This window comes from Zavarzinella sp. (genome assembly GCA_041399155.1).
In the GTDB taxonomy this organism is placed as follows: domain Bacteria; phylum Planctomycetota; class Planctomycetia; order Gemmatales; family Gemmataceae; genus JAWKTI01.
On record JAWKTI010000004.1, the window covers coordinates 220,077 to 238,277 of the forward strand.

The following is an 18,201-nucleotide window of genomic DNA, read 5'->3' on the forward strand; positions in this document are numbered from 1 at the left end:
TTCGTCATGGATTGTGGCCCCCCTCTCCGGTGTGATTCAGTGCGTTATCCCGTGGGACGCCAGAAGCCTCAATCTTCGAGAGAAGGGCAGCAAACAAGACTTCTTGATCTAAGCCGTGCTGATCGCAAAGGTATCCGAGCGACTTTCCGCCACACGAATAGTCAATGCCGAAGTCCAGAAACACCGTCAGGGTTTCAGGATGCTCGATGATCCAGTCAGGGACGGAGGTGTCGAGATCGCACGCACTCATGATTCATTTGCCTTCTTAAACGAGTGCCCGGTCTTCAGACCTGCGACGAATAGGACCAGAGCAACGGCACCTAAGAAAAACACAGTGTCGCCCGGAACTCGCATCCAACGCAATGTCTGCATCAGATCGGTCTGCATGAATTCTGGACTGCGTGCATACCAATAGCTGTGCTGTACGGAAGCATTCGTTTGCAACAGACCAACTGGCAGCAAACTGAGCAGGCACATCGCCATCAAGCCGCCGTTCAATGACCAGAATGAGAACCGCAGCAGGCCGTCCTTCCACTCCTTGCCGGGAATCAATACACGCAGGCAAATGAGCATCAGTCCGATGCCCAGCATTCCGTACACTCCGAACAAGGCGGAATGGCCGTGGAGCGGCGTCGTGTTGAGACCTTGCATGTAGTACAAGGCGATGGGCGGGTTAATCATGAACCCGAACAGCCCTGCTCCCACCATGTTCCAGAAGGCGACGGACACAAAGAAATAAATTGGCCACTTGTACCGTTGAACCCACGGCGACTTCCGGGACCGTCGCAAATCTTCAGTGGCGTCGAAACCAACCAGTACGAGTGGGACCACTTCCAACGCACTGAACACTGACCCCCAGACCAATGCCACTGTCGGAGTCCCCGAGAAGTAGAGATGGTGGCAAGTCCCAATAATTCCGCCCGAGAGAAAAATCGTGGCCGACAACAAGGCCGCCGCCGCTGCGACTCCGGGGCGGATCAGATTCAAACGCATGAAGATAAAAGCGATAACCGTTGTGGCAAAGACTTCAAAGAACCCTTCTACCCACAAGTGAACCACCCACCACCGCCAGTATTCGACCATCGACAAGTGCGTGTGCTGTCCCCATGTCAACCCCGCCCCATAAAACAGGGCGATGGCACCCGTGGCCACCGCCAGCAGAGCGACCAGTTGCTTCGCCTCGCCCGTCTTTCGCAGAGCCGGGAGCAACACTCGAATCATCAGGACGAGCCAGAGCAAAAGTCCGACCATCAGGGCGATCTGCCAGACTCTGCCAAGATCAACATATTCGTAACCTTGATGCCCCAGATAGAACGAAACCGTGTCGGACAGCTTGTTGTGGATGCTGAGCCATTCGCCCGTCAGTGAGCCAACGACGACCAGCAGCAACGCTCCAAACAACACGTTGACACCGAGTCGTTGTCCCTTGGGTTCCTCGCCACTAACGAGCGGCCCGATGAATAATCCGGCTGCCAGCCACGCTGTGGCGATCCAGAACAGTCCCATCTGAATGTGCCATGTTCGAGACACGCTATAAGGCAGCCAGTCGGAGAGCGGAAATCCATAGAAGCCGTCGCCTTCGACGCCGTAGTGGGCCGTCACGACGCCAAGGAGCATCTGCACGAGGATCAATGCGGAGACGACCCAGAAGTATTTGATGGTGGCTCTTTGAGACGGAGTGGCTTCCCACAGCGCCAAGGGGTCGCTTTCAGGTGGGATTGGCTCCTCTTCTTCACTACGCTTCGAGGCGTACCACCATGCCATCGCCGAGATACCCGCCAACAGCATGATAATGCTCACGCCGGTCCAGACGATGGTGTCTCCGGTAGGGCGATTGCCAATCAACGGCTCATGAGGCCAGTTGTTCGTGTAGGTACTGATGTCATTGGGCCGGTCGGTTCCCGCCGCCCATGCTGACCAGAAGAAAAAGGCCGACAGCTTGCGCAGCCGATCCGGGTCGGAGACCGCTCCAGCGGGAATGGCGTAGTCGGAGTTCCCTGCCGAGAAGACTTCAGTGTAGTGAGCAAGGTTGGAATTGAACGCCTCGACTCGAATGGGATCGATTGTGACCGTGCCGGTAGAAGAATCATAAGTGTTGGTGTGAAACAACTTCGTCAGCCGAGCAACGAGTTGGGCCTGCTGCTCGTTATCGAGTTTCTCGAACTCGCTGTCATGGTCCGACGTGGCCCATTGGTCGAGAATGTACACTGCTTCCCGGTGTAGCCAGTCCGCAGTCCAGTCGGGAGCAACATAGCTACCATGCCCCCAGATAGAACCCACCTCCATGCCGCCCATCGACTGCCACACGTTCTGGCCAGCCGTGATGTCCCCACTCCCGATGAGTGTCTGACCGTCTGTCGTGACGAATTGTTCTGGAATTGGCGGCATCTCCTGATAGATGCGTGTACCAATCCAGCCCAGCACGAGAAACGAAGCCACCATGATGAGTGTGAAGGTAATCCACAGCCGACGCATAACCATCCTCCTCGTGAAATTGAGTCTATCGAGTGTCTCGTTCGCCCTTGTGAACAAGCGGGCAGTCGGCAGACAAGTTGCTTGACTTGCACCGCTGCACGATCTTTTGGAGCGAATGTTTCATCTGTTGCAGACTGCGAATCTTGTTTTCGATGTTTCCGATCTTGCTCTCGGCCCGCAGATGAATGTGAGAGCAATCGGAGTGAGCGAAAGACAGTTCCAGTAGCTCTCGGATTTCCGCCAGCGTGAATCCCAGTTCTTTGGCCTGTCGGATGTAGACCAACCGCTTCACCGTGGACTCGTCAAATTGGCGATAGCCGGATGGTCTTCGCTCCGGTTCCAACAACAGCCCTTGCTTCTCGTAGTACCGAATCGTTTCAATGCCGGTCCCCGAAAGCTTGGCCACTTCTCCGATTTTCATTGAACTCATGGAATGTGATCTCGCAACAAGCAATACCGCAGAGAATTCTACACTCTGGACTATACTACAGAGTCAAGCGAGTGGGCTAAAAGCACCGGACCGAATGTTTTTCGCATCGGCCTGTTTGGAGGCTGATGGCCGAGACGGGTGCCCCGTCTCGAAGGGGAACTTGATTCAGATTATTCGCAAGTCATGCCTCAGCCTCATTTAGATACCCCATCGCCATTTCTGCCATCGGCGATCCTTCCCGAGCCGCTTCCCTCCGCAGCACGACATACGCATCCTCCGAGCGGCAAAGACGCCACAGAAGTGCCGCCGCACAAAGTCGCTCGAAGTCGTCGTCGGATTCGAGGCGTGGCGACAGTTGCGGCATCAAGGCGGCGCTGGTGTCGCCCATCACGTTGGCTGTGTTGAGCGCCGTCACTCGCACGAGCCGATCCTCGTCGGCTGAGATCAGGGCACGCACGGCAGGCAACGCACGCTTGGCGTCGGCGTAGTGTTCTTGGAGCAGTTGGAGGGCGAGCAACTTCAGATCGATGTCGTCCTGTTGAAGCGCCCAAATCACGCCGTCGATTACGAGATCGCCGAAGCCATTGAGCGCAGCGTGGGCCTCGTCCACCTGAGTCGGATGCTGCTGGTGGGTGGCGAAGAGTCTCAGGGTGTATTTGATCTCGTCGAAGTTGGTCATCAGGGTATCTATGCTCGCCGAAAAAAAACGCATCAGATTTTGCGGCCAGCTTACTACATAAGGGCAGCAACATCTTGCGTGTGGAGGAGTCATGGTCGTAACGGCAGACGAACGACGAAACGTCTTGAACCTGTTCAATGTCTCGGAAGCAGCACGTCTCATCGGAATGGACGTGTTTCGGCTTCATCGAGACATCCGGGCTGGTCGTGTGCCGTCGCCAAAGGTTCGCCTCCGAAGGCGATTGTACTTCGGAATCGACGATCTGAGCCACCTCCGTGAGCGATACGCTGATTTTGCAGAATGACAAAAACCGCCAGCGATAAGGGTCGCTGACGGCTTCTCAAATCTATTCCAATTTCTGCAACGATCCGACTGCCAAGCAGTCGGAAAAAAGGAACACAATGTATGTAAGTAATCCGAAACCAATTCTCCTTGACGAAAGGACAAAATCCCAAAGAACCGAAATCCTCTGCCGACTGTACGGCATGGATTTCAACTTGATCCCGGTCAACGGCAAGAACCCTCCGTGCATCGAGTGGAAGCCGTTCCAAACTCAGCGAGTCACGCCCGAAGAACTTAAAGAATGGATGCGTGGCAAATTTCCAACCAAAGAGGGGAAAACTTTCTGGAAAGCTGAGAACCTCAACTTCGCCTTGCTGACTGGCTTAACGCCGTGGTCGAGCAGGAATCCCGGCATCGTGGTGGTGGACACCGATGACAAAGAGGCAGAGCGACTGGTTGCCAAGAACTGCCCCGAGACTCCCATGCGGCAGATCACCGGCAGTGGCGGTGTTCATCGGGTCTACCGCAGGCCAGCCAGCGAGGAGTATCTCGGCAACCGCCAGAAGACTTGGGTTGATGGCAAGCAGTACAACGTCGATCTGCGTGCCGATGGTGGCTACATCATGTCACCCGGCTCGATCCATCCCCGTACCGGAAAGTTGTACCAAGAGGTGACACCGTGGACGCTCGAACTCCTGATGCAGTGTCCGGTGTTTGATCCAGCTTGGTTGCCATGCGAACATTCGGAGAGCAAGCCGAAGAAAGCCACAGTTTCCGTTCCAACTTCCATTGGCAACGACAGCCATGCCGATCAGATCGTCGAAATTGGACTGGCGGTCGAAGAGCGTGAGGCATTGGCTCGTCGGTATCTGGATTCCGTCCCCGGCACTCAGCAAGGCAACGGAGCAGACAATCGTTGTACAGCCCTGACGATGAAGCTGCTGTTTGGCTTTGCTCTACCTGCTGGGAATGTCCAGTCAATACTCGCCGAGTGGGGACAACGGCATGACCAGCTTGACGACGCTGGTGGCTGGTATCCGTGGACGGAAGAAGAGATCGCCAGAAAGATCGACTGGTGCTGTCACCAAGAATACCGAGGAGAGGTCGGCGACCGGCTGAATGCGCCCCGTGAACTTGGAAAGCTGGAGGCCCGGATCGATGAAGTCGTCGAACCCTTCGAGGTTGGGCCGACGATTGATCCCAAAGATCAACTGGAAATCGCCAGACACTTCTTTCGGGATTGTTTTGATGAGGGCACATTGATCCATCATCAGGCGACATGGCATGAATGGACGGGCAAACGCTACGAGGTCGTCAGTGACGATGACATCAAAGCTCGTCTCTGGAAGTGGTTGTCTCGCTGCAATTACTCCAAGAAGGGAAAGCTGCAATCGTTTCAACCAACTCGCAATGTGGTTTCCAGCGTGATGGACGCTCTAAAGGCAGTCGCCAACAAACCGTCTTCGCTGGAAGCACCCTGTTGGTTGTCAGGCGGCCCAGAACAGATCATCGCTTTCGAGAATGGTTTGCTGGATGTGGATGGATTGCTCAAGGGAAAGCTGGAAATCCTGCCTCACACTCCTCGGTGGTTTTCTCCAAACTGCCTTCCTCACAAATTTGATGAGACAGCGAAATGTCCCCATTGGCTGGCATTTCTGAATCAAGTGTTTGACGGCGACCACGAGCGAATCTCAACTCTCCAGCAGTGGTTCGGCTACAACCTTGTATCGGACAATCGCCACCACAAAATGGCGTTATTGCTTGGGCCACCTCGTAGTGGCAAAGGCACGACGCTGGCGGTGATGTCGGCCATGCTGGGCAGACACAACGTCGCCAACACCTCACTGGCCGCTCTTGGAGGACGGTTTGGATTAGAACCGTTGATCGGCAAAATGTCGGCCCTGATCGATGAAGGACATCTAGGGAAATACAGCGACACCTCCCTGATTTTGGAAAGATTGAAAGCAATCTCTGGTGGTTCGGAACAAACCGTGGATCGCAAAGGCATCGCTGCGCTGGCCAACGTCTCACTCAAAGTTCGGTTCACGCTCGCCATGAACGAGCTTCCCAGACTCACCGATGCTTCTGCCGCCATGCGATCTCGCCTGCTGGTGATCCCGTACTTCAACAGCTACGAGGGAAACGAAGACGTGGGCTTGGTGGATCGGTTATTAGCCGAGATTCCCGGTGTTACTAATTGGGCGTTGGCTGGCCTCAAGCGGTTGACGGTTAATAAGCGATTCGAGAATCCAGCAGCAGGTGAGGCGATTCTGCGAGATTTCGTCTACCTGTCTTCGCCGATGCAGGCGTTTCTGGACGAGTGTTGCGAAGTTGAGCCAGATCATTCGGTGCGGCGGAAGGAAATCCAGCTTGCTTGGCGTATCTGGTGCGAAGAAAACGGCCACGTCCCCGGCAGCATCGCCGACTTTGGCCGGAAGCTGCGGGCCGTTCTTCCGAAGATCGTGGACGAGCAAAGACGAGTGGATGGCCGACGAGATCGTTGGTACGTCGGTCTCACGCTCAATTCCGATGCCCGAAATCGTCTCAACCGCATCACCATCGGCGTCTGAACCGCAAAGTGTCACAGGTTGTCACAGGACTGTCACAGGCAAAACCAATTTGCCTGTGACACCTTAACTGTCTTGTTTGCAAGGACTTGCGTTCATGTGTCACAGGAGGAACAGGCAAATCCTTAATTCTTATGCAATTTTTGAGTTTGGAGAAATTGAAAATACTGAATGGAAACAAAACCCCTGTTTTGCCTGTGACACCTGTGACACTTGGCTTGGAGGCGTAGGGGTTGATGCCGTGGAGAAGGCAAGGGCGGTTAATAACGCACCCGTTCCCAAAGTTGTATCGCCCATTTCAACACAGATGAGGCACCCCCAAGTTCGTCGTTCCGATTCACTCACACAACGGAGACGACGACATGGCGAAGCAAACCGCAAGCGACATCCGCACCACCATCACCGACACTATCGTCGAGAGCCTTGAGGCCGGTGGACTCCCGGCTTGGCGAAAACCGTGGGCCAACGATCCCAACGGTCTTGGGCTGGCGACGAGTCTGTCAACGGGTCGAGCGTATTCCGGCATAAATCAACTCGTCCTTCAGTGTCTTTCAATGAAACGGGGATACCAGAGCCGATGGTTTTCCACGTTTCAGCAGATCAAACATGCTGGTGGCAGCGTGAAGAAGGGAGAAAAGGCGGTTCAGATCGTCCTGTGGAAGCCCATCAAGCGGGAACGCATGAATGAGAAAGGCGAAGAAGTCGAGGACAAGTTCCTCGTAATGCGTACCTTCAGCGTATTCAACGTCGAGCAAACCACCGGCCTCGATCAGTTCCGGGTCGGCTTTGTGGAGCCGAAGGAAAACACGTTCGAGAGTTACGAGCAGGCCGACAGGTTATTCGACGCTATCGGTGCGGACATTCGATACGGCGGCAACCGAGCGTACTACTCGCCGGGCGATGATTACATCCAGATGCCACACCGCCACCAATTCGAGTCGTCCGAAGCTTACTACGAGACTCTGGCTCACGAAGCAATTCACTGGAGCGAACGGAGGATCGGATTCGACCGGAAGCAGGAAACTAACGCTTACGCCCTTGGAGAACTGGTCGCTGAGTTGGGGGCATGTTTTCTCATGGGCGAACTCGGATTGCCCACGACCGAGAATCTCGACAGCCATGCTGTTTACGTCGGCCACTGGTTGAAAGGTATGCGAGGGGACACCCGTTTCATCTTCCGTGCGGCTGCCACGGCCTCGAAAGCGGTGGATTTTCTGCTCAGCCATGTTCGCCAGCCAGAAGAGCAGCCCGTCTCCGAAACTGTGGGCACCCCCTAGTCAAGCGTTCCTGATCGGGACAGCCGAGTCGTGCCGCCCATTAGGTGATCCCATCGGCTCTCGGGCCTCGACGCTCAATCGCAGCAGCAAGCATCACTCCCACGGTCTGCGCAGCGTGAAGTGATCGCTCTGCCCCTGCGGGGTCTCGACGCATCCGTGTGGATCATCCACAGACGGCTCTCTCGGTCTATCCAATCCATTTTTTGTAACGGAGCAGCTATGCAGCACATCCCCGCAGCAATCACCGCCGAGGAACGTGACGCCCTTCAGCCGATGCTGGCCCTCATTCGTGATCCTGACCAGCTTTCGATTCGCACGATGTCCGGCGAGTTCTTCGACTGCGCCGACCACGCACTCATGGCCTTCCAGATTTGGCGGCGGATGGGTCGCAACAACGAGGCGACGGGCGATGCTTGGCGGCGTCTGATGCAAAGCGACTGCCCCACGCCGGACGTGATGGCACTGGTTGCCGTCTATGTGTTTCGAGTCATGCCCAACAACCAACGAGGCACCCCCTAGTTTGCCAGACAACTCACTACTCTCACGGAGACCTAACATGAGCAACGATCTTGGCGAACTCGATCTCGAAGATGCAGCGAAGGAAGCAGCAGGCAACTGGCAACGATGGGACTCATTCGCATGGTTTGGTGCGAGCGACCGGGAACGCCCCGAGGATTGGTTCATTTATTACGGGCATCACCGTGACTCGGGGCTACTCAACCAAAGCAATTCCGCACAGATCAGCAAGGCACTCAAACCTTTTATCGATGCCGACTCGGACGATCCTGACTTGATCGTAGAAGATCACACTCACTGGGCAGTGGGGTGGATCAAGGGCTGGTCAGTGCGGGTCTATCGAGACGGCGAAATAACGGAGGCATTCAAGGTGCTGCACGGTCTGCTCGAACGGATGGCGATTTATCCCATTCTTTGCGAACACCATTACAGCGAGATGGAACTCGATGCGACGTGGGAAAACATCCCCCTCGCCGCCATCGGCATCAAGGACGATTACGAACTGCCCGAGGATTGGGCCGAACACGTCTACCAGTGGCTCAGCGACAACCGCTGTAACGCCCTCGAAAACATGGACGATCAGGGCGGCTGGCCGGATGTAAGCGATCTTCGAGACGCTTTCGATGCTCTTGGATACGAGCAAGTCGAAGCCGCCTGCTGAGAACCGAGGCACCCCCTAGTCCATCGTCAGCACAACTCAATCAGGAGAATGACGATGGCTTGGGAAATCAGCATCACCACCGAAGGGTGGCAGCAAATCAGGGACAAGCTCGATGACTGGGATCGGGCGTCTCTGATCGCTGCCATTGGCGACGACACATTTGAGCGAGTCAGCGAGAAGGGCGGTGAGCATCATGTCCAGAGTGCCGCCGACGCCGAACGCCAGCGGCTCGAAAACCTGCCGCACAATGTTCTCGCAGATCGGGCATACGAACTAATCGAAGAGAACAACACTTGCGACAACGGCGGATTCGCCTACTGGATCGACCGTGAGGGCTACCACAAAGTCGTGCTGGAGTAGGCACCCCTTAGTTCAATGTTGAAGATGAAGGTATTTGAGTCGGAGACAAGAAACTTATGAGCGAAACTGAACCAATCATTGCCAGCCTCTCGCATGTCGTCGGCCAGCGACGAGCAGTGCGAGTGTTGAAAACGGCGCTGGATGCTTACTGGAACGAGCGATCCAAGACCGGCGAAGAAGATGCGTTCCCTCACCTGCTGGTCGTCGGCCCGAGTGGGACGGGAAAAACAACGCTAACTGAATTGATTGCCCGAGAACTCTGCACCGAGACACACATCGAGTTGGCCCAAAACATCGGCAACATCAGCCAGATGCAGGGGCTTCTCATGATGCTTGAACCGGGGCACATCTTGCTGATCGACGAGATTCATCAACTCAATGACACGGTGCAGGTCTGCCTCTATCGGGCGTTGGAGGAACGCAAGCTGTTTCTCGGCGGCAACCGGAAGCCAGTTGAACTGCCGCCGTTCTGCTTGGCTGGAGCGACAACTCACGAATACATGCTCAACACAAGTATGCAGCAACGCTTCAAGCTGGTCATTAGGCTCAATCACTACGAGAAGGATGAGGTCGCCCAGTTGATTCGTCAGCGTGCCCAACGACTGGGTTGGCAGATCGATAGTGAGTCGGTTGCCGAACTTGCCCGCCGAAGCCGTGGCGTTCCCCGCTTGGCGGTCAGGATGCTTGAGAGTGCGAGGCGGGTCTGCTCAGCCAATGCCGACGAGATCATCGTTCCAGAACATGTTGCCGAGATGCTCGACATGGAGGGCATCGATGGTCTGGGCTTTGATTCTGTCGAGCAGCGATACCTCAGACTTCTTAAAGAACATCAAGCAGCAATGCGTCTGAACGTACTCGCCACACACTTGGGGTTGCCTCGGCAGACTGTGGAAATGTTCGAAAGCGACTTCATCCGATTGGGACTCGTCACGAAGAACGAGAAAGGCCGTAGTTTAACGCCTGCTGGCCTCGAACATCTCAACTCAAAATGAAGCAGAACTGTTTGATTCTTGACCGGAGACTTGATCGTGAATGTGAAGCCGATGACCGACAACCAGCCGAAAGCCGCTATCACGGTGAGCAGAATGTGTTCGCTGCTTTCCATGTCACGAAGCCAATTTTATTGGCACGTCAAAAAGAGAACGTTCCATGCACCGCTGCGACTGTCGAACGGGCGGCCATACTTCAATGCTTCTCAGGTCGAGGACAACCTCAAGGCTCGGGAACTCGGCATCGGAGTCAACGGCGAGTACGTCCTCTTCTACGAGCGGACAGATGAGCCATCGAAGCCTCGTGAGACCCCACAGCCGAAGAGCGATCACACCGAATTGCTGCACGGCCTGCAATCGCTCGGTTTGACCAGCGTAACGGCCAAGCAAGTGGCCGAAGCGGTCGATCAGTGCTACCCGAAAGGCACCCTCACTGAAGATGAAAACGACATTCTTCGCACAGTCTTCCGACACTTGAAGCGTGCGGGAATTGGTTGATTTGTCGTCGAAATCTGGTCGGTGTTTCCACGAAGTCTGTTTGAAACGCCGTCGAAGTGCGTTCGGTCGCCGTTGAAGTCCGTGCGACCAGTGTTCGGATTGTGTGTGAAGTTGTTACGAAAGGAGCAAGAAGAATGAGCGAGAAACCGTCCGAAGACTGTTCGGAATTAGGCAAGAGTAGAAACATTATCTTGCGTTCGCCTGATTCACCGAGCGATCAGAATGGCCAGATCATCCGGCAAGCCGACTCGGACGAGCAACTCCTGCATCTCTGGCTGCATGGTCGTCCCAAACACACCCAGCGAGCCTATCAGCGAGATGCCCAGCGTTTCATTGACTTCGCTGGCAAACCGCTTCGGTCAGTGAAGCTGATCGACCTCCAAGCATTCGCCGACAATCTGGCAGCAACCCTCAAGGAATCGTCAGTCCATCGCAGTCTGAGTGCTGTGAAGAGCCTGTTCGCCTTTGGATTCCATCTTGGATTCTTCCAGTTCGACGTAGGGCGGGCGTTGAAACTGCCGGGCTTCCGTGATGAATTGGCCGAGCGCATTCTCGGAGAATCCGAAGTGCTTCGGATCATCTCACTCGAACCGAACCCCCGAAACCGTGCGATCCTGCTGACGTTCTACGCTGGTGGATTCCGAGTTTCCGAGATTTGTTCCCTCAAATGGAGGCACCTCCAAGAGCGTGACACTGCCGGACAGATCACCGTCTTTGGTAAGGGTGACAAGACTCGCACCGTGCTGATGCCGCAAAGCGTCTGGGAAACTTTGATGACACTGCAAGGTGATGCTGCCGCCGATGAGCCAGTATTTCGCAGTCGAAAGAAAGGTCATCTTCACGAGTCAGCGGTCTGGCGGATCGTCAAGAAGGCTACGAAGCGAGCCGGGATCGACAAGGATGTGTCATGCCACTGGTTTCGCCATGCACACGCCAGCCATGCTTTGGATCGTGGTTGTCCGATTCACTTGGTTCAGGCAACGCTGGGGCACTCGTCGATTGCGACGACTGGACGATACCTTCATGCGAGGCCGACAGAATCCAGCGGCAACTATCTGCCTGTTGGGTAGAAGTGGATACCGAGGCACCCTCTAGTCCGAGCGAACAATGACGATACTTTCTCTCGGAGGATTTCATGTCGAAGACCACCACTGCCCAAGGCAACCAAGAGGTCGTCCAAAAAGCTGCCAGCGATGCGAACGCCGTGCAAGATGCGTGTAATGTCGTGGCCGTCGTCGGCTGCTTTCACCGACACCTCGTTGCGCTACATCGTGTCGGAATCTCAGGCGACGATCTAATGAACCATCCCGTCACCATCGCCTTCACCAGCAAGCTCAACAGCCTGTGCCGGATGTCGCTGCCCCGTGAGATGGCCGCTTTCGACGCCATCACCAAGCTGGAAGCGGGCGAAAACGTTGAGTATGAGGTACTTCCACTATGACCGATCCAATGACGAACAAGACGAAGTTTTCACTTGACGACGACAACGCACCAAATCAAGTCATTCATTGCGAGTGTGCGACCAACAGCGTCCACATTCGAGCCGACGATTATCGTTGCGGAAATGATTTGGTGCGTCTGGAGAATCGTGGCGATCGGCTCGTTCTGCTCATTTGGGCAGACGTGAATGACGAGCAGCCCACACACGAGATCGATCTGGAATCTGCTCGCCAACGACATCGAAACAAGGTGATCGCCGAGTCCAAGAGACGGCTTCGGAACGAGACTTTGACGACGTGGGAGGAGGGGAAGCTCTTTCGGCAAGTATTTCATTGCATCAACTGGCGAACCGGGAAACAGTACACGATGCGTGAGGCTGCCAAAGAACTCGGCATCGACTACGCTCGTTTCCGAAATCATCTCGTGCTGACGATGACGTTCGACGGTTCAACAATTACGGATCAACAGAGAGAACAACTTCTGCGGGCACCCATTCGTCCTTCCAAAGGACTCATTTCGTTGCTCCGAACACGGCCAACTGAGGCAGATGATCGCTGAGGGCGTACGAGTTGTCATCTGCAACGTTCAGACGAAACGCTCCCTCAAAGAGTGGTCTCGATTCGCTGATTTGCTCGGCAATCGGGCCGGTTGCCATAACGTAATCGATGCGATACTTGGGATCGTCGGCCTTGATCGTCAAACCTTGACCTTCGCCCACTATGGCGAACGTATCGATCCAGCCAGCGTCGATCCAAAGTTTGTATTCGTCTGAATCTGGGCCGTGGTTCAGGTCGCCGATAAGCAACATCGAGCGGCCTGATTCGAGGTCGTCCTTCATCGAAGCCAGCATCGCCCTGATCTCTTTCAGGCGAACGGTCGGATCGGCAACCGGATAAAGGTGAGCCGAGTGAACGATCAAAGACTCACCGTTGGGCAACTTGACCGTGCCTCGTCCCCAGTGCCGAGTGAACAAGTCACGGGGACGCTCGTACCCGAGCGGAACGTTTTCTGAACTGGTGATCTCATACTTACTGAGCAGCGTCCCCGGCCAGTTGCCGCCGCTGGGAAAACGGACATGGTTCATGCCGAGATGCTTGGCGACTTCCTTCGCAATCGATTCACTCGGTGATTCGGAGAAGTTGATGATGTCCGGCTCATACAAGGCCAATTCCATCGCCAGTCGCTTCGCCATCTGGCCTTTCTCGACGGCTTTCTTCGCCAATGGTCGGTTTTCCGGCCAACCTTTGCAGGCGTAGACATTGTAAGCGATTACTCGAAGTGGCTGCTGCTTCTTGTCGTCAGCGAAGGCTGGAAGAGTGACGGCGGATAGTCCGGCAGCACCAACTGCGGTGCAAAATTGGCGTCGTGAAATCGTCATGGCAGTGCATCCTTGTCATCTCGTTCGTGTTTGAAACATTGTCGCAACGATTACTTCGTCAGTCCACCGTCCCGATCAGGCACCCCCAAGTACACCAGTCAATCCAACTTTTGCAAACGGAGACTGGCGATGACGAAAATCACAGCAAGCTGCAATCTCAATGGCCACGAACTCACCGGCGTACTTGTGCTGAATGCTGGCGACTGGTTTGGGAAAACGTGGCTTCTCGAAATCGGCGGATGTTACTCGCCGCTGTTCCTGATCGTTGAAGCAGGCTCGGCGAGTGACGCTATCGACGAACTCGCCGAGTCGGAAGAGTTCGGCCATCACATCGTGGTCGCCGATGAAGACCTCGGCGATTATGACTCGGAAACGTGCCACTACGGGCCGAGTGGTCAAGTGATCGACCTCGACCACCTGATGATTCACGGTTGCGAGGGATGCGACGTTCCCTTTCTTTGCCGCTACCACGGGGACGGCCTTCCCGATGGCGGCGTCCTTCCTACCGACTTCTGTTGGGACTGCTGCGAAGTGGACGACTGAGGCACCCCCTTGTTGGGTAGACAAGTCACTCTTCTTCAAGCAACAGGAGACCACGAATGGGTTGGACGTATCCACACGGCCTGAACCGAAAACAACTGATTGCCCAGCGAGTTGAAGGCTGGGAGCGTGACACCGGCGAGATGCTGGTGAAGAGCGTCTGCCTCAAACACTGCTATCGAGGCGGCGTATTCTCGGGAGTCCTTTGGAGCGTGTGGGAACGCACCTTCACGAAAGATGACAAAGAAGTGCAGCCGAGCGAGCGCTGGATTCAATGCGACCTGCTTCGCTGCGATCAGGGGACTTGGGGCTTCAAGGACTTGGAAGAGAGCATGTTCCCCTACTATTTCAGTTGTCCGCTCGGCTATCTCAATCTCGTCCCCATCGACCGCTACGGCGGCAACACAGAATGGCGAGAGCAAGTGATCGAGCATCACCGCCGTCGTGCGGAGAAGCGGAAATGCCGAGCCATCATCGTCTGATCTGGCTCGGACGAGGCACCCTCCAGTTGAGTGTTGGCAAACCACAACCATCACTCAGGAGCAGAACATGCCTCAACAACCACACTTCACCGTCGTCGAATACAGCAGCTTCTTTGCTGTTCGCCATAACCCATCGGGTGACGAACACCCGGTGGGCGACGGCGTGGACACACTGTTCGACGAAGACGGTCACAACCTTTATCCCGGCACTCCCGGCTTCATTGAGACTTGGGCAGAAGTCCTCAATTCCGACACCAATTCCACGCTTGAAGCCTACTTCGCCGACCACATCAGCGATGCGATCTGACTGCGGTGGAGAGGCACCCCTTAGTTCAACGTCACAACATCATCGCCGCTCAGCACGAGGAGTCATACATGGTCGCCGAAAGAAAGCAGTTGTTTCCACTTGGACAAGTCGTTGCTACCCAGCAGTGCGTCGGCGAACTCGAACGCTCGGGCGAGACGCCTCTTCAATTCATCCAACAACATGCCACCGGAAACTGGGGATTGGTTTGCGAGGAAGACCGACAAGCCAACGAGGATGCTCTTCGCAACAACGAGCGGCTGCTCAGCGTTTATAAGACGAAGCTGGGAGTCAAGCTGTACTGCATCACCGAGTGGGATCGATCCGTGACGACGTTGTTATGCAGTCATGAGTATTGAATTGCAAATCGAGGCACCCCCTAGTCCAGCGTCAGAACAACTCACTCACAAGGAGATACGGACACATGAGCGATTCGACTGAGAACATTCGCAAGCAGATGGCAGCCGAGATCAATGCTGAGCCGGACAGTCGAGAAGCCTTGGAACAGGAGCAAGGACAGGTGTGGGACTCGCAGGAACTCCAACGTGATTTCCATGTCCTTGGTTTTCTTTCCCCTCTGGTAGTCGTGCAGCGGAAGAGCGATGGCGTGAAGGGCAGCTTGTATTTCCAGCACGCTCCCCGGCTGTATTACGGATTCGAGGAAGATTGATCGGATGGTCTCCGGGCCAGCCTCGGTTCTGCTTCTGGTGGGATCGAGGCTGGCTTTTCGTTGTGGGAGATAGAACATGGAGCGAGAGCAAGCACACATCGGAATGCTGGTGGAGTTCAACCGAGACGGAGAACCGGCCACTGTCGCACGCATTCTGAAGGTGAATCCAGCCAGAGCAAAGGTCGTCGTCATCGCAGGGAGTGAATCGAAGCCGGAAGGATGCCGGTGGAACGTGCCATACGCTTTGATGACGCCGGTTGATGAAGCATCTGTGACTGATAAAAGTGGGCGGCAAAGTTGAAAACCGAGAAACTTCCGTTGAAAACCTGCCGGTAGAAGTAGGGAGGGTGGGCTTCCTGTTGACTATAGGCCCACCTTTTTTATTGTTCCTCGGCAGATTCATTTTTCCGTAGGGGCTGAAGTCAGTGTCAGAAATCGGAAGTTGAAAAATCGCCCGCCGCAAAAATCCAGCCTGCCTGAAGGTCGTCTACTCAGAGTTGTTGCAAAAGTTGTAATGACCGGGCGAATGTTCTTCTGGCCGTGGGCGTGAAACGGGTGGTTAAAAGGACGGGACTCCGATAGCACCGCCGCCGCCTTCTCGGAAATCCCAGAGGGTCGGCGGGCAGTCAGCGGGCAAAACAGATAAGCTGGAGCAATGCCCAGAACCACCCTGATCTGCGTATTCTCGTTTGTCGCCGGTGCAATTCTTATCGCAGCGCCCTTCCTGCTCTCTGCGCATCTCGCAAACGCTGACGAGCTTACCAGAGGGGAACAGACGATGAGGCCGGGTATCACAACGTTCCTCGGCCTACTTGCTGCTCCGGTGGGCGGAACTGTCGGCTTGCTGGTTGGTCTCTGGGCGTACCGCAGAAGTCAGAGGAAGCAAGACGGTGACAACAAAACTTCCTGACGCTCGCCGAGTCGGATGCTCAACAGACAGTCGGCACACTTTGAGCCTCAAACCTGCATTCTTGAAACAGATGGTTCATGCCAGAGAGCCACCAGACCAATGTGGCCGGAAGGCACTGGACGCTGACAGGAGATCACATCAGGCAAGCTTGAGAAAGCCCGCTATTACTTGGCAGTGTTGTCCATCAGATTGCGTCAGCGTGAATCATAATCGGGAGGCGCAGCCTTCCGATTGTCTTGGCGCAGCGAGCGAAGCGAGCCAGCCAAGACTGCCGCAGATACCACGCAACTTTCGATCTCAAAGTCTTCTCCAGTTCAGCTTGACTTGCCTTCCAGTCGCTCTGAAAGAAGGCGACTGAAAGGCAATCTGCTCCTGCTCAAAGAAGCTGGGAGTAAATACGCCACTAATTCCAAGCGAGCGAATGCGAGCTTGCGACTAATTAAACAACTGAGTGGTTCACTCGTTTACACTCTGTTCAATAAGTAATTGGGTGAATGACAAGCAATTTTGCAAAATAACGTGCATCCTACTATCCTTATCGGGCACGGGATGATGCACGGGCCGGGCGAAATGGAGCAGCCTTGGGTCGTAATCGTGCTGGGCATGTCCCAGCCCCGGCAGTTATTAAGGCAAGGAGGCAGTGATGTCTCAACACATTACCCACCCCGTCTTTGACGGATTTGTCACCCTCTGGGTTTTTAATCCGCAAAAGCAGTTCCCATTGCGTAACAAGGAACTGCTGGTCTACTCCGCTCTCGCTCACGCCGACCGACGAGAATGGAAGCCTACAAACACCAAGCTGGCTTGGAGTACAGGTCTCAACCGCAACTCGATTCCTCAGCTACTCAAGAACCTCTACTCTGAAGGTTTGGTCTTGGAAGATCGATCACCTGTCAATCGGCCCGAGTATTTTTTCACTGCTGATCCCAAGAAGCAGGTGGAACACTGGTCACAGCAACTCCGGTTCTGGAAGTGTCTTGTCCGTAACCAAGGCTCAACGATGTTGGTCACTGACCAATGCGTTCTCTCCTACATCTGGTACGGTCAAGTCACAAGTTTCGAGCCGCCGAAAGGATGGTCTGTGCCGTACTTGGCTCACATTCTGAAGCTCGGCAAGAGAACCGTCCGAGACGCCATCGCCCGTCTCGAAAAGATGTGCCTTCTCAAAGTGTCAGGCAGTCAATGGGCTGTCCCTGAACATCTCAAGCTGCTTCAAGAGGAGTGGTTCATTCGCAAGAGTGAAGAATACACGGTGAAGGAGAAGATCACTCTGGGGACGTTCGAGCCAGACATGCGAGAGCTTGACGAGGGTTACGCTCCGGGCGGCATTCCCGGCATGAGCGAGCCAGCGAAGTCTTGGCGACCAGTGGACTCGGCAGCCGTTCATCGGCATATCGGACAACTTCTGAATGAGCGTCGGTGTTCCATAACGGAACGATACCGCATCCTTGATGCCGCCATGCCCGAACTGAGGCAAGCTGGAACGGAAGGCGATGAATGGAAGGCCATCGTCAAGCGTCATGTCCACGAATGGATTGCTTCACAGGGTGAACCTACCACGTCGCCCGAGATGAGTGACGAGGATTTGCTTAAAGAGCTTGAGTTCGCCAGTCTCGAAGAGTGACTTGAAGTGAAGCCGCCTGCATGTCAAAAGACATGCAGGCGCTTTAGTTGATTGACGCTTCAGCGAGCGAGGTTACTGGCCGGTCGAGATTGCCATGCACGACGAGTAGGGACGCCATG

23 protein-coding genes are annotated in these 18,201 nt (G+C 55.0%); 18 read left to right on the forward strand and 5 right to left on the reverse strand.

Annotated elements, in window-relative coordinates; genetic code table 11:
* Nucleotides 1–4 precede the first annotated feature (4 nt).
* The 4 genes from R3B84_18585 to R3B84_18600 all read right to left on the reverse strand — a co-directional run bounded on the left by R3B84_18585 (nt 5) and on the right by R3B84_18600 (nt 3,617).
* Nucleotides 5–250, reverse strand: coding sequence for a DUF542 domain-containing protein (locus tag R3B84_18585; GenBank protein MEZ6142572.1), 246 nt, complete (start codon nt 248–250; stop codon nt 5–7).
* On the reverse strand, nt 247–2,475 hold the full coding sequence (locus tag R3B84_18590; GenBank protein MEZ6142573.1) for a nitric-oxide reductase large subunit: 2,229 nt from the start codon (nt 2,473–2,475) through the stop codon (nt 247–249). The genes R3B84_18585 and R3B84_18590 overlap by 4 nt, the downstream gene beginning before the upstream one ends.
* A 25-nt stretch (nt 2,476–2,500) precedes the next feature.
* Nucleotides 2,501–2,905: a MerR family transcriptional regulator gene (locus R3B84_18595; GenBank protein ID MEZ6142574.1), complete on the reverse strand. Its 405-nt coding sequence runs from the start codon at nt 2,903–2,905 to the stop codon at nt 2,501–2,503.
* Between the two features lie 181 nt (nt 2,906–3,086).
* On the reverse strand, nt 3,087–3,617 hold the full coding sequence (locus tag R3B84_18600) for a hypothetical protein (GenBank protein MEZ6142575.1): 531 nt from the start codon (nt 3,615–3,617) through the stop codon (nt 3,087–3,089).
* Between the two features lie 58 nt (nt 3,618–3,675).
* Between R3B84_18600 and R3B84_18605 the strand changes: the two genes are divergently transcribed.
* From R3B84_18605 to R3B84_18655, 11 genes are all read left to right on the forward strand, one after another.
* Nucleotides 3,676–3,888, forward strand: coding sequence for a hypothetical protein (locus R3B84_18605; GenBank protein ID MEZ6142576.1), 213 nt, complete (start codon nt 3,676–3,678; stop codon nt 3,886–3,888).
* 193 nt (nt 3,889–4,081) lie between these two features.
* Nucleotides 4,082–6,436 (forward strand): phage/plasmid primase, P4 family, encoded by a 2,355-nt coding sequence (locus R3B84_18610; protein MEZ6142577.1) that lies wholly within the window; start codon nt 4,082–4,084, stop codon nt 6,434–6,436.
* A 359-nt stretch (nt 6,437–6,795) separates the two neighbouring features.
* Entirely contained in the window at nt 6,796–7,710 is a 915-nt protein-coding gene (locus R3B84_18615; protein MEZ6142578.1) for a zincin-like metallopeptidase domain-containing protein, read from the forward strand.
* A gap of 219 nt (nt 7,711–7,929) precedes the next feature.
* On the forward strand, nt 7,930–8,229 hold the full coding sequence (locus R3B84_18620) for a hypothetical protein (protein ID MEZ6142579.1): 300 nt from the start codon (nt 7,930–7,932) through the stop codon (nt 8,227–8,229).
* A gap of 37 nt (nt 8,230–8,266) precedes the next feature.
* Nucleotides 8,267–8,887 (forward strand): hypothetical protein, encoded by a 621-nt coding sequence (locus R3B84_18625; GenBank protein ID MEZ6142580.1) that lies wholly within the window; start codon nt 8,267–8,269, stop codon nt 8,885–8,887.
* Between the two features lie 54 nt (nt 8,888–8,941).
* Nucleotides 8,942–9,247 carry a hypothetical protein gene (locus R3B84_18630; GenBank protein ID MEZ6142581.1) on the forward strand — a complete coding sequence of 102 codons (306 nt, stop codon included), beginning with the start codon at nt 8,942–8,944 and terminating at the stop codon, nt 9,245–9,247.
* 56 nt (nt 9,248–9,303) lie between these two features.
* Nucleotides 9,304–10,239, forward strand: a complete 936-nt coding sequence (locus tag R3B84_18635; GenBank protein ID MEZ6142582.1) for a Holliday junction DNA helicase RuvB C-terminal domain-containing protein — start codon at nt 9,304–9,306, stop codon at nt 10,237–10,239.
* A gap of 36 nt (nt 10,240–10,275) precedes the next feature.
* The gene (locus R3B84_18640) at nt 10,276–10,734 is read left to right on the forward strand and encodes a hypothetical protein (GenBank protein MEZ6142583.1); all 459 of its coding nucleotides are present in this window, start codon (nt 10,276–10,278) and stop codon (nt 10,732–10,734) included.
* 134 nt (nt 10,735–10,868) lie between these two features.
* Nucleotides 10,869–11,804: a tyrosine-type recombinase/integrase gene (locus tag R3B84_18645; protein ID MEZ6142584.1), complete on the forward strand. Its 936-nt coding sequence runs from the start codon at nt 10,869–10,871 to the stop codon at nt 11,802–11,804.
* Between the two features lie 65 nt (nt 11,805–11,869).
* Complete coding sequence (locus tag R3B84_18650; protein ID MEZ6142585.1) at nt 11,870–12,175, forward strand: hypothetical protein; 306 nt, start codon at nt 11,870–11,872, stop codon at nt 12,173–12,175.
* Complete coding sequence (locus R3B84_18655) at nt 12,172–12,732, forward strand: hypothetical protein (protein MEZ6142586.1); 561 nt, start codon at nt 12,172–12,174, stop codon at nt 12,730–12,732. Before R3B84_18650 ends, R3B84_18655 begins: the two co-directional genes overlap by 4 nt.
* On the opposite strand, the gene R3B84_18660 is transcribed toward R3B84_18655, so the two are convergent.
* Nucleotides 12,686–13,552 carry an endonuclease/exonuclease/phosphatase family protein gene (locus R3B84_18660; protein ID MEZ6142587.1) on the reverse strand — a complete coding sequence of 289 codons (867 nt, stop codon included), beginning with the start codon at nt 13,550–13,552 and terminating at the stop codon, nt 12,686–12,688. The two genes, R3B84_18655 and R3B84_18660, sit on opposite strands and share 47 nt — an antisense overlap.
* A gap of 129 nt (nt 13,553–13,681) precedes the next feature.
* On the opposite strand from R3B84_18660, the gene R3B84_18665 reads away from it, so the two are divergent.
* The 7 genes from R3B84_18665 to R3B84_18695 all read left to right on the forward strand — a co-directional run bounded on the left by R3B84_18665 (nt 13,682) and on the right by R3B84_18695 (nt 18,082).
* Nucleotides 13,682–14,095, forward strand: a complete 414-nt coding sequence (locus tag R3B84_18665) for a hypothetical protein (protein ID MEZ6142588.1) — start codon at nt 13,682–13,684, stop codon at nt 14,093–14,095.
* Between the two features lie 56 nt (nt 14,096–14,151).
* Nucleotides 14,152–14,574 carry a hypothetical protein gene (locus tag R3B84_18670; GenBank protein MEZ6142589.1) on the forward strand — a complete coding sequence of 141 codons (423 nt, stop codon included), beginning with the start codon at nt 14,152–14,154 and terminating at the stop codon, nt 14,572–14,574.
* Nucleotides 14,575–14,641: 67 nt separating this feature from the next.
* Entirely contained in the window at nt 14,642–14,881 is a 240-nt protein-coding gene (locus R3B84_18675; GenBank protein ID MEZ6142590.1) for a hypothetical protein, read from the forward strand.
* A 68-nt stretch (nt 14,882–14,949) separates the two neighbouring features.
* Nucleotides 14,950–15,237, forward strand: a complete 288-nt coding sequence (locus R3B84_18680) for a hypothetical protein (GenBank protein MEZ6142591.1) — start codon at nt 14,950–14,952, stop codon at nt 15,235–15,237.
* Nucleotides 15,238–15,302: 65 nt separating this feature from the next.
* The gene (locus tag R3B84_18685) at nt 15,303–15,548 is read left to right on the forward strand and encodes a hypothetical protein (GenBank protein MEZ6142592.1); all 246 of its coding nucleotides are present in this window, start codon (nt 15,303–15,305) and stop codon (nt 15,546–15,548) included.
* A gap of 76 nt (nt 15,549–15,624) precedes the next feature.
* Nucleotides 15,625–15,849, forward strand: a complete 225-nt coding sequence (locus tag R3B84_18690; GenBank protein MEZ6142593.1) for a hypothetical protein — start codon at nt 15,625–15,627, stop codon at nt 15,847–15,849.
* A 1,252-nt stretch (nt 15,850–17,101) separates the two neighbouring features.
* Nucleotides 17,102–18,082, forward strand: coding sequence for a hypothetical protein (locus R3B84_18695; protein ID MEZ6142594.1), 981 nt, complete (start codon nt 17,102–17,104; stop codon nt 18,080–18,082).
* The last annotated feature ends 119 nt before the right edge of the window (nt 18,083–18,201 follow it).

Bases quoted from the DNA above. Each gene is read 5' to 3' on its own strand.
- R3B84_18585 (MEZ6142572.1), bottom strand. From the start codon at position 250: ATGAGTGCGTGCGATCTCGACACCTCCGTCCCTGACTGGATCATCGAG.
- R3B84_18590 (MEZ6142573.1), bottom strand. From the start codon at position 2,475: ATGCGTCGGCTGTGGATTACCTTCACACTCATCATGGTGGCTTCGTTT.
- R3B84_18595 (MEZ6142574.1), bottom strand. From the start codon at position 2,905: ATGAGTTCAATGAAAATCGGAGAAGTGGCCAAGCTTTCGGGGACCGGC.
- R3B84_18600 (MEZ6142575.1), bottom strand. From the start codon at position 3,617: ATGCGTTTTTTTTCGGCGAGCATAGATACCCTGATGACCAACTTCGAC.
- R3B84_18605 (MEZ6142576.1), top strand. From the start codon at position 3,676: ATGGTCGTAACGGCAGACGAACGACGAAACGTCTTGAACCTGTTCAAT.
- R3B84_18615 (MEZ6142578.1), top strand. From the start codon at position 6,796: ATGGCGAAGCAAACCGCAAGCGACATCCGCACCACCATCACCGACACT.
- R3B84_18620 (MEZ6142579.1), top strand. From the start codon at position 7,930: ATGCAGCACATCCCCGCAGCAATCACCGCCGAGGAACGTGACGCCCTT.
- R3B84_18625 (MEZ6142580.1), top strand. From the start codon at position 8,267: ATGAGCAACGATCTTGGCGAACTCGATCTCGAAGATGCAGCGAAGGAA.
- R3B84_18630 (MEZ6142581.1), top strand. From the start codon at position 8,942: ATGGCTTGGGAAATCAGCATCACCACCGAAGGGTGGCAGCAAATCAGG.
- R3B84_18635 (MEZ6142582.1), top strand. From the start codon at position 9,304: ATGAGCGAAACTGAACCAATCATTGCCAGCCTCTCGCATGTCGTCGGC.
- R3B84_18645 (MEZ6142584.1), top strand. From the start codon at position 10,869: ATGAGCGAGAAACCGTCCGAAGACTGTTCGGAATTAGGCAAGAGTAGA.
- R3B84_18650 (MEZ6142585.1), top strand. From the start codon at position 11,870: ATGTCGAAGACCACCACTGCCCAAGGCAACCAAGAGGTCGTCCAAAAA.
- R3B84_18655 (MEZ6142586.1), top strand. From the start codon at position 12,172: ATGACCGATCCAATGACGAACAAGACGAAGTTTTCACTTGACGACGAC.
- R3B84_18660 (MEZ6142587.1), bottom strand. From the start codon at position 13,552: ATGACGATTTCACGACGCCAATTTTGCACCGCAGTTGGTGCTGCCGGA.
- R3B84_18665 (MEZ6142588.1), top strand. From the start codon at position 13,682: ATGACGAAAATCACAGCAAGCTGCAATCTCAATGGCCACGAACTCACC.
- R3B84_18670 (MEZ6142589.1), top strand. From the start codon at position 14,152: ATGGGTTGGACGTATCCACACGGCCTGAACCGAAAACAACTGATTGCC.
- R3B84_18675 (MEZ6142590.1), top strand. From the start codon at position 14,642: ATGCCTCAACAACCACACTTCACCGTCGTCGAATACAGCAGCTTCTTT.
- R3B84_18680 (MEZ6142591.1), top strand. From the start codon at position 14,950: ATGGTCGCCGAAAGAAAGCAGTTGTTTCCACTTGGACAAGTCGTTGCT.
- R3B84_18685 (MEZ6142592.1), top strand. From the start codon at position 15,303: ATGAGCGATTCGACTGAGAACATTCGCAAGCAGATGGCAGCCGAGATC.
- R3B84_18690 (MEZ6142593.1), top strand. From the start codon at position 15,625: ATGGAGCGAGAGCAAGCACACATCGGAATGCTGGTGGAGTTCAACCGA.
- R3B84_18695 (MEZ6142594.1), top strand. From the start codon at position 17,102: ATGTCTCAACACATTACCCACCCCGTCTTTGACGGATTTGTCACCCTC.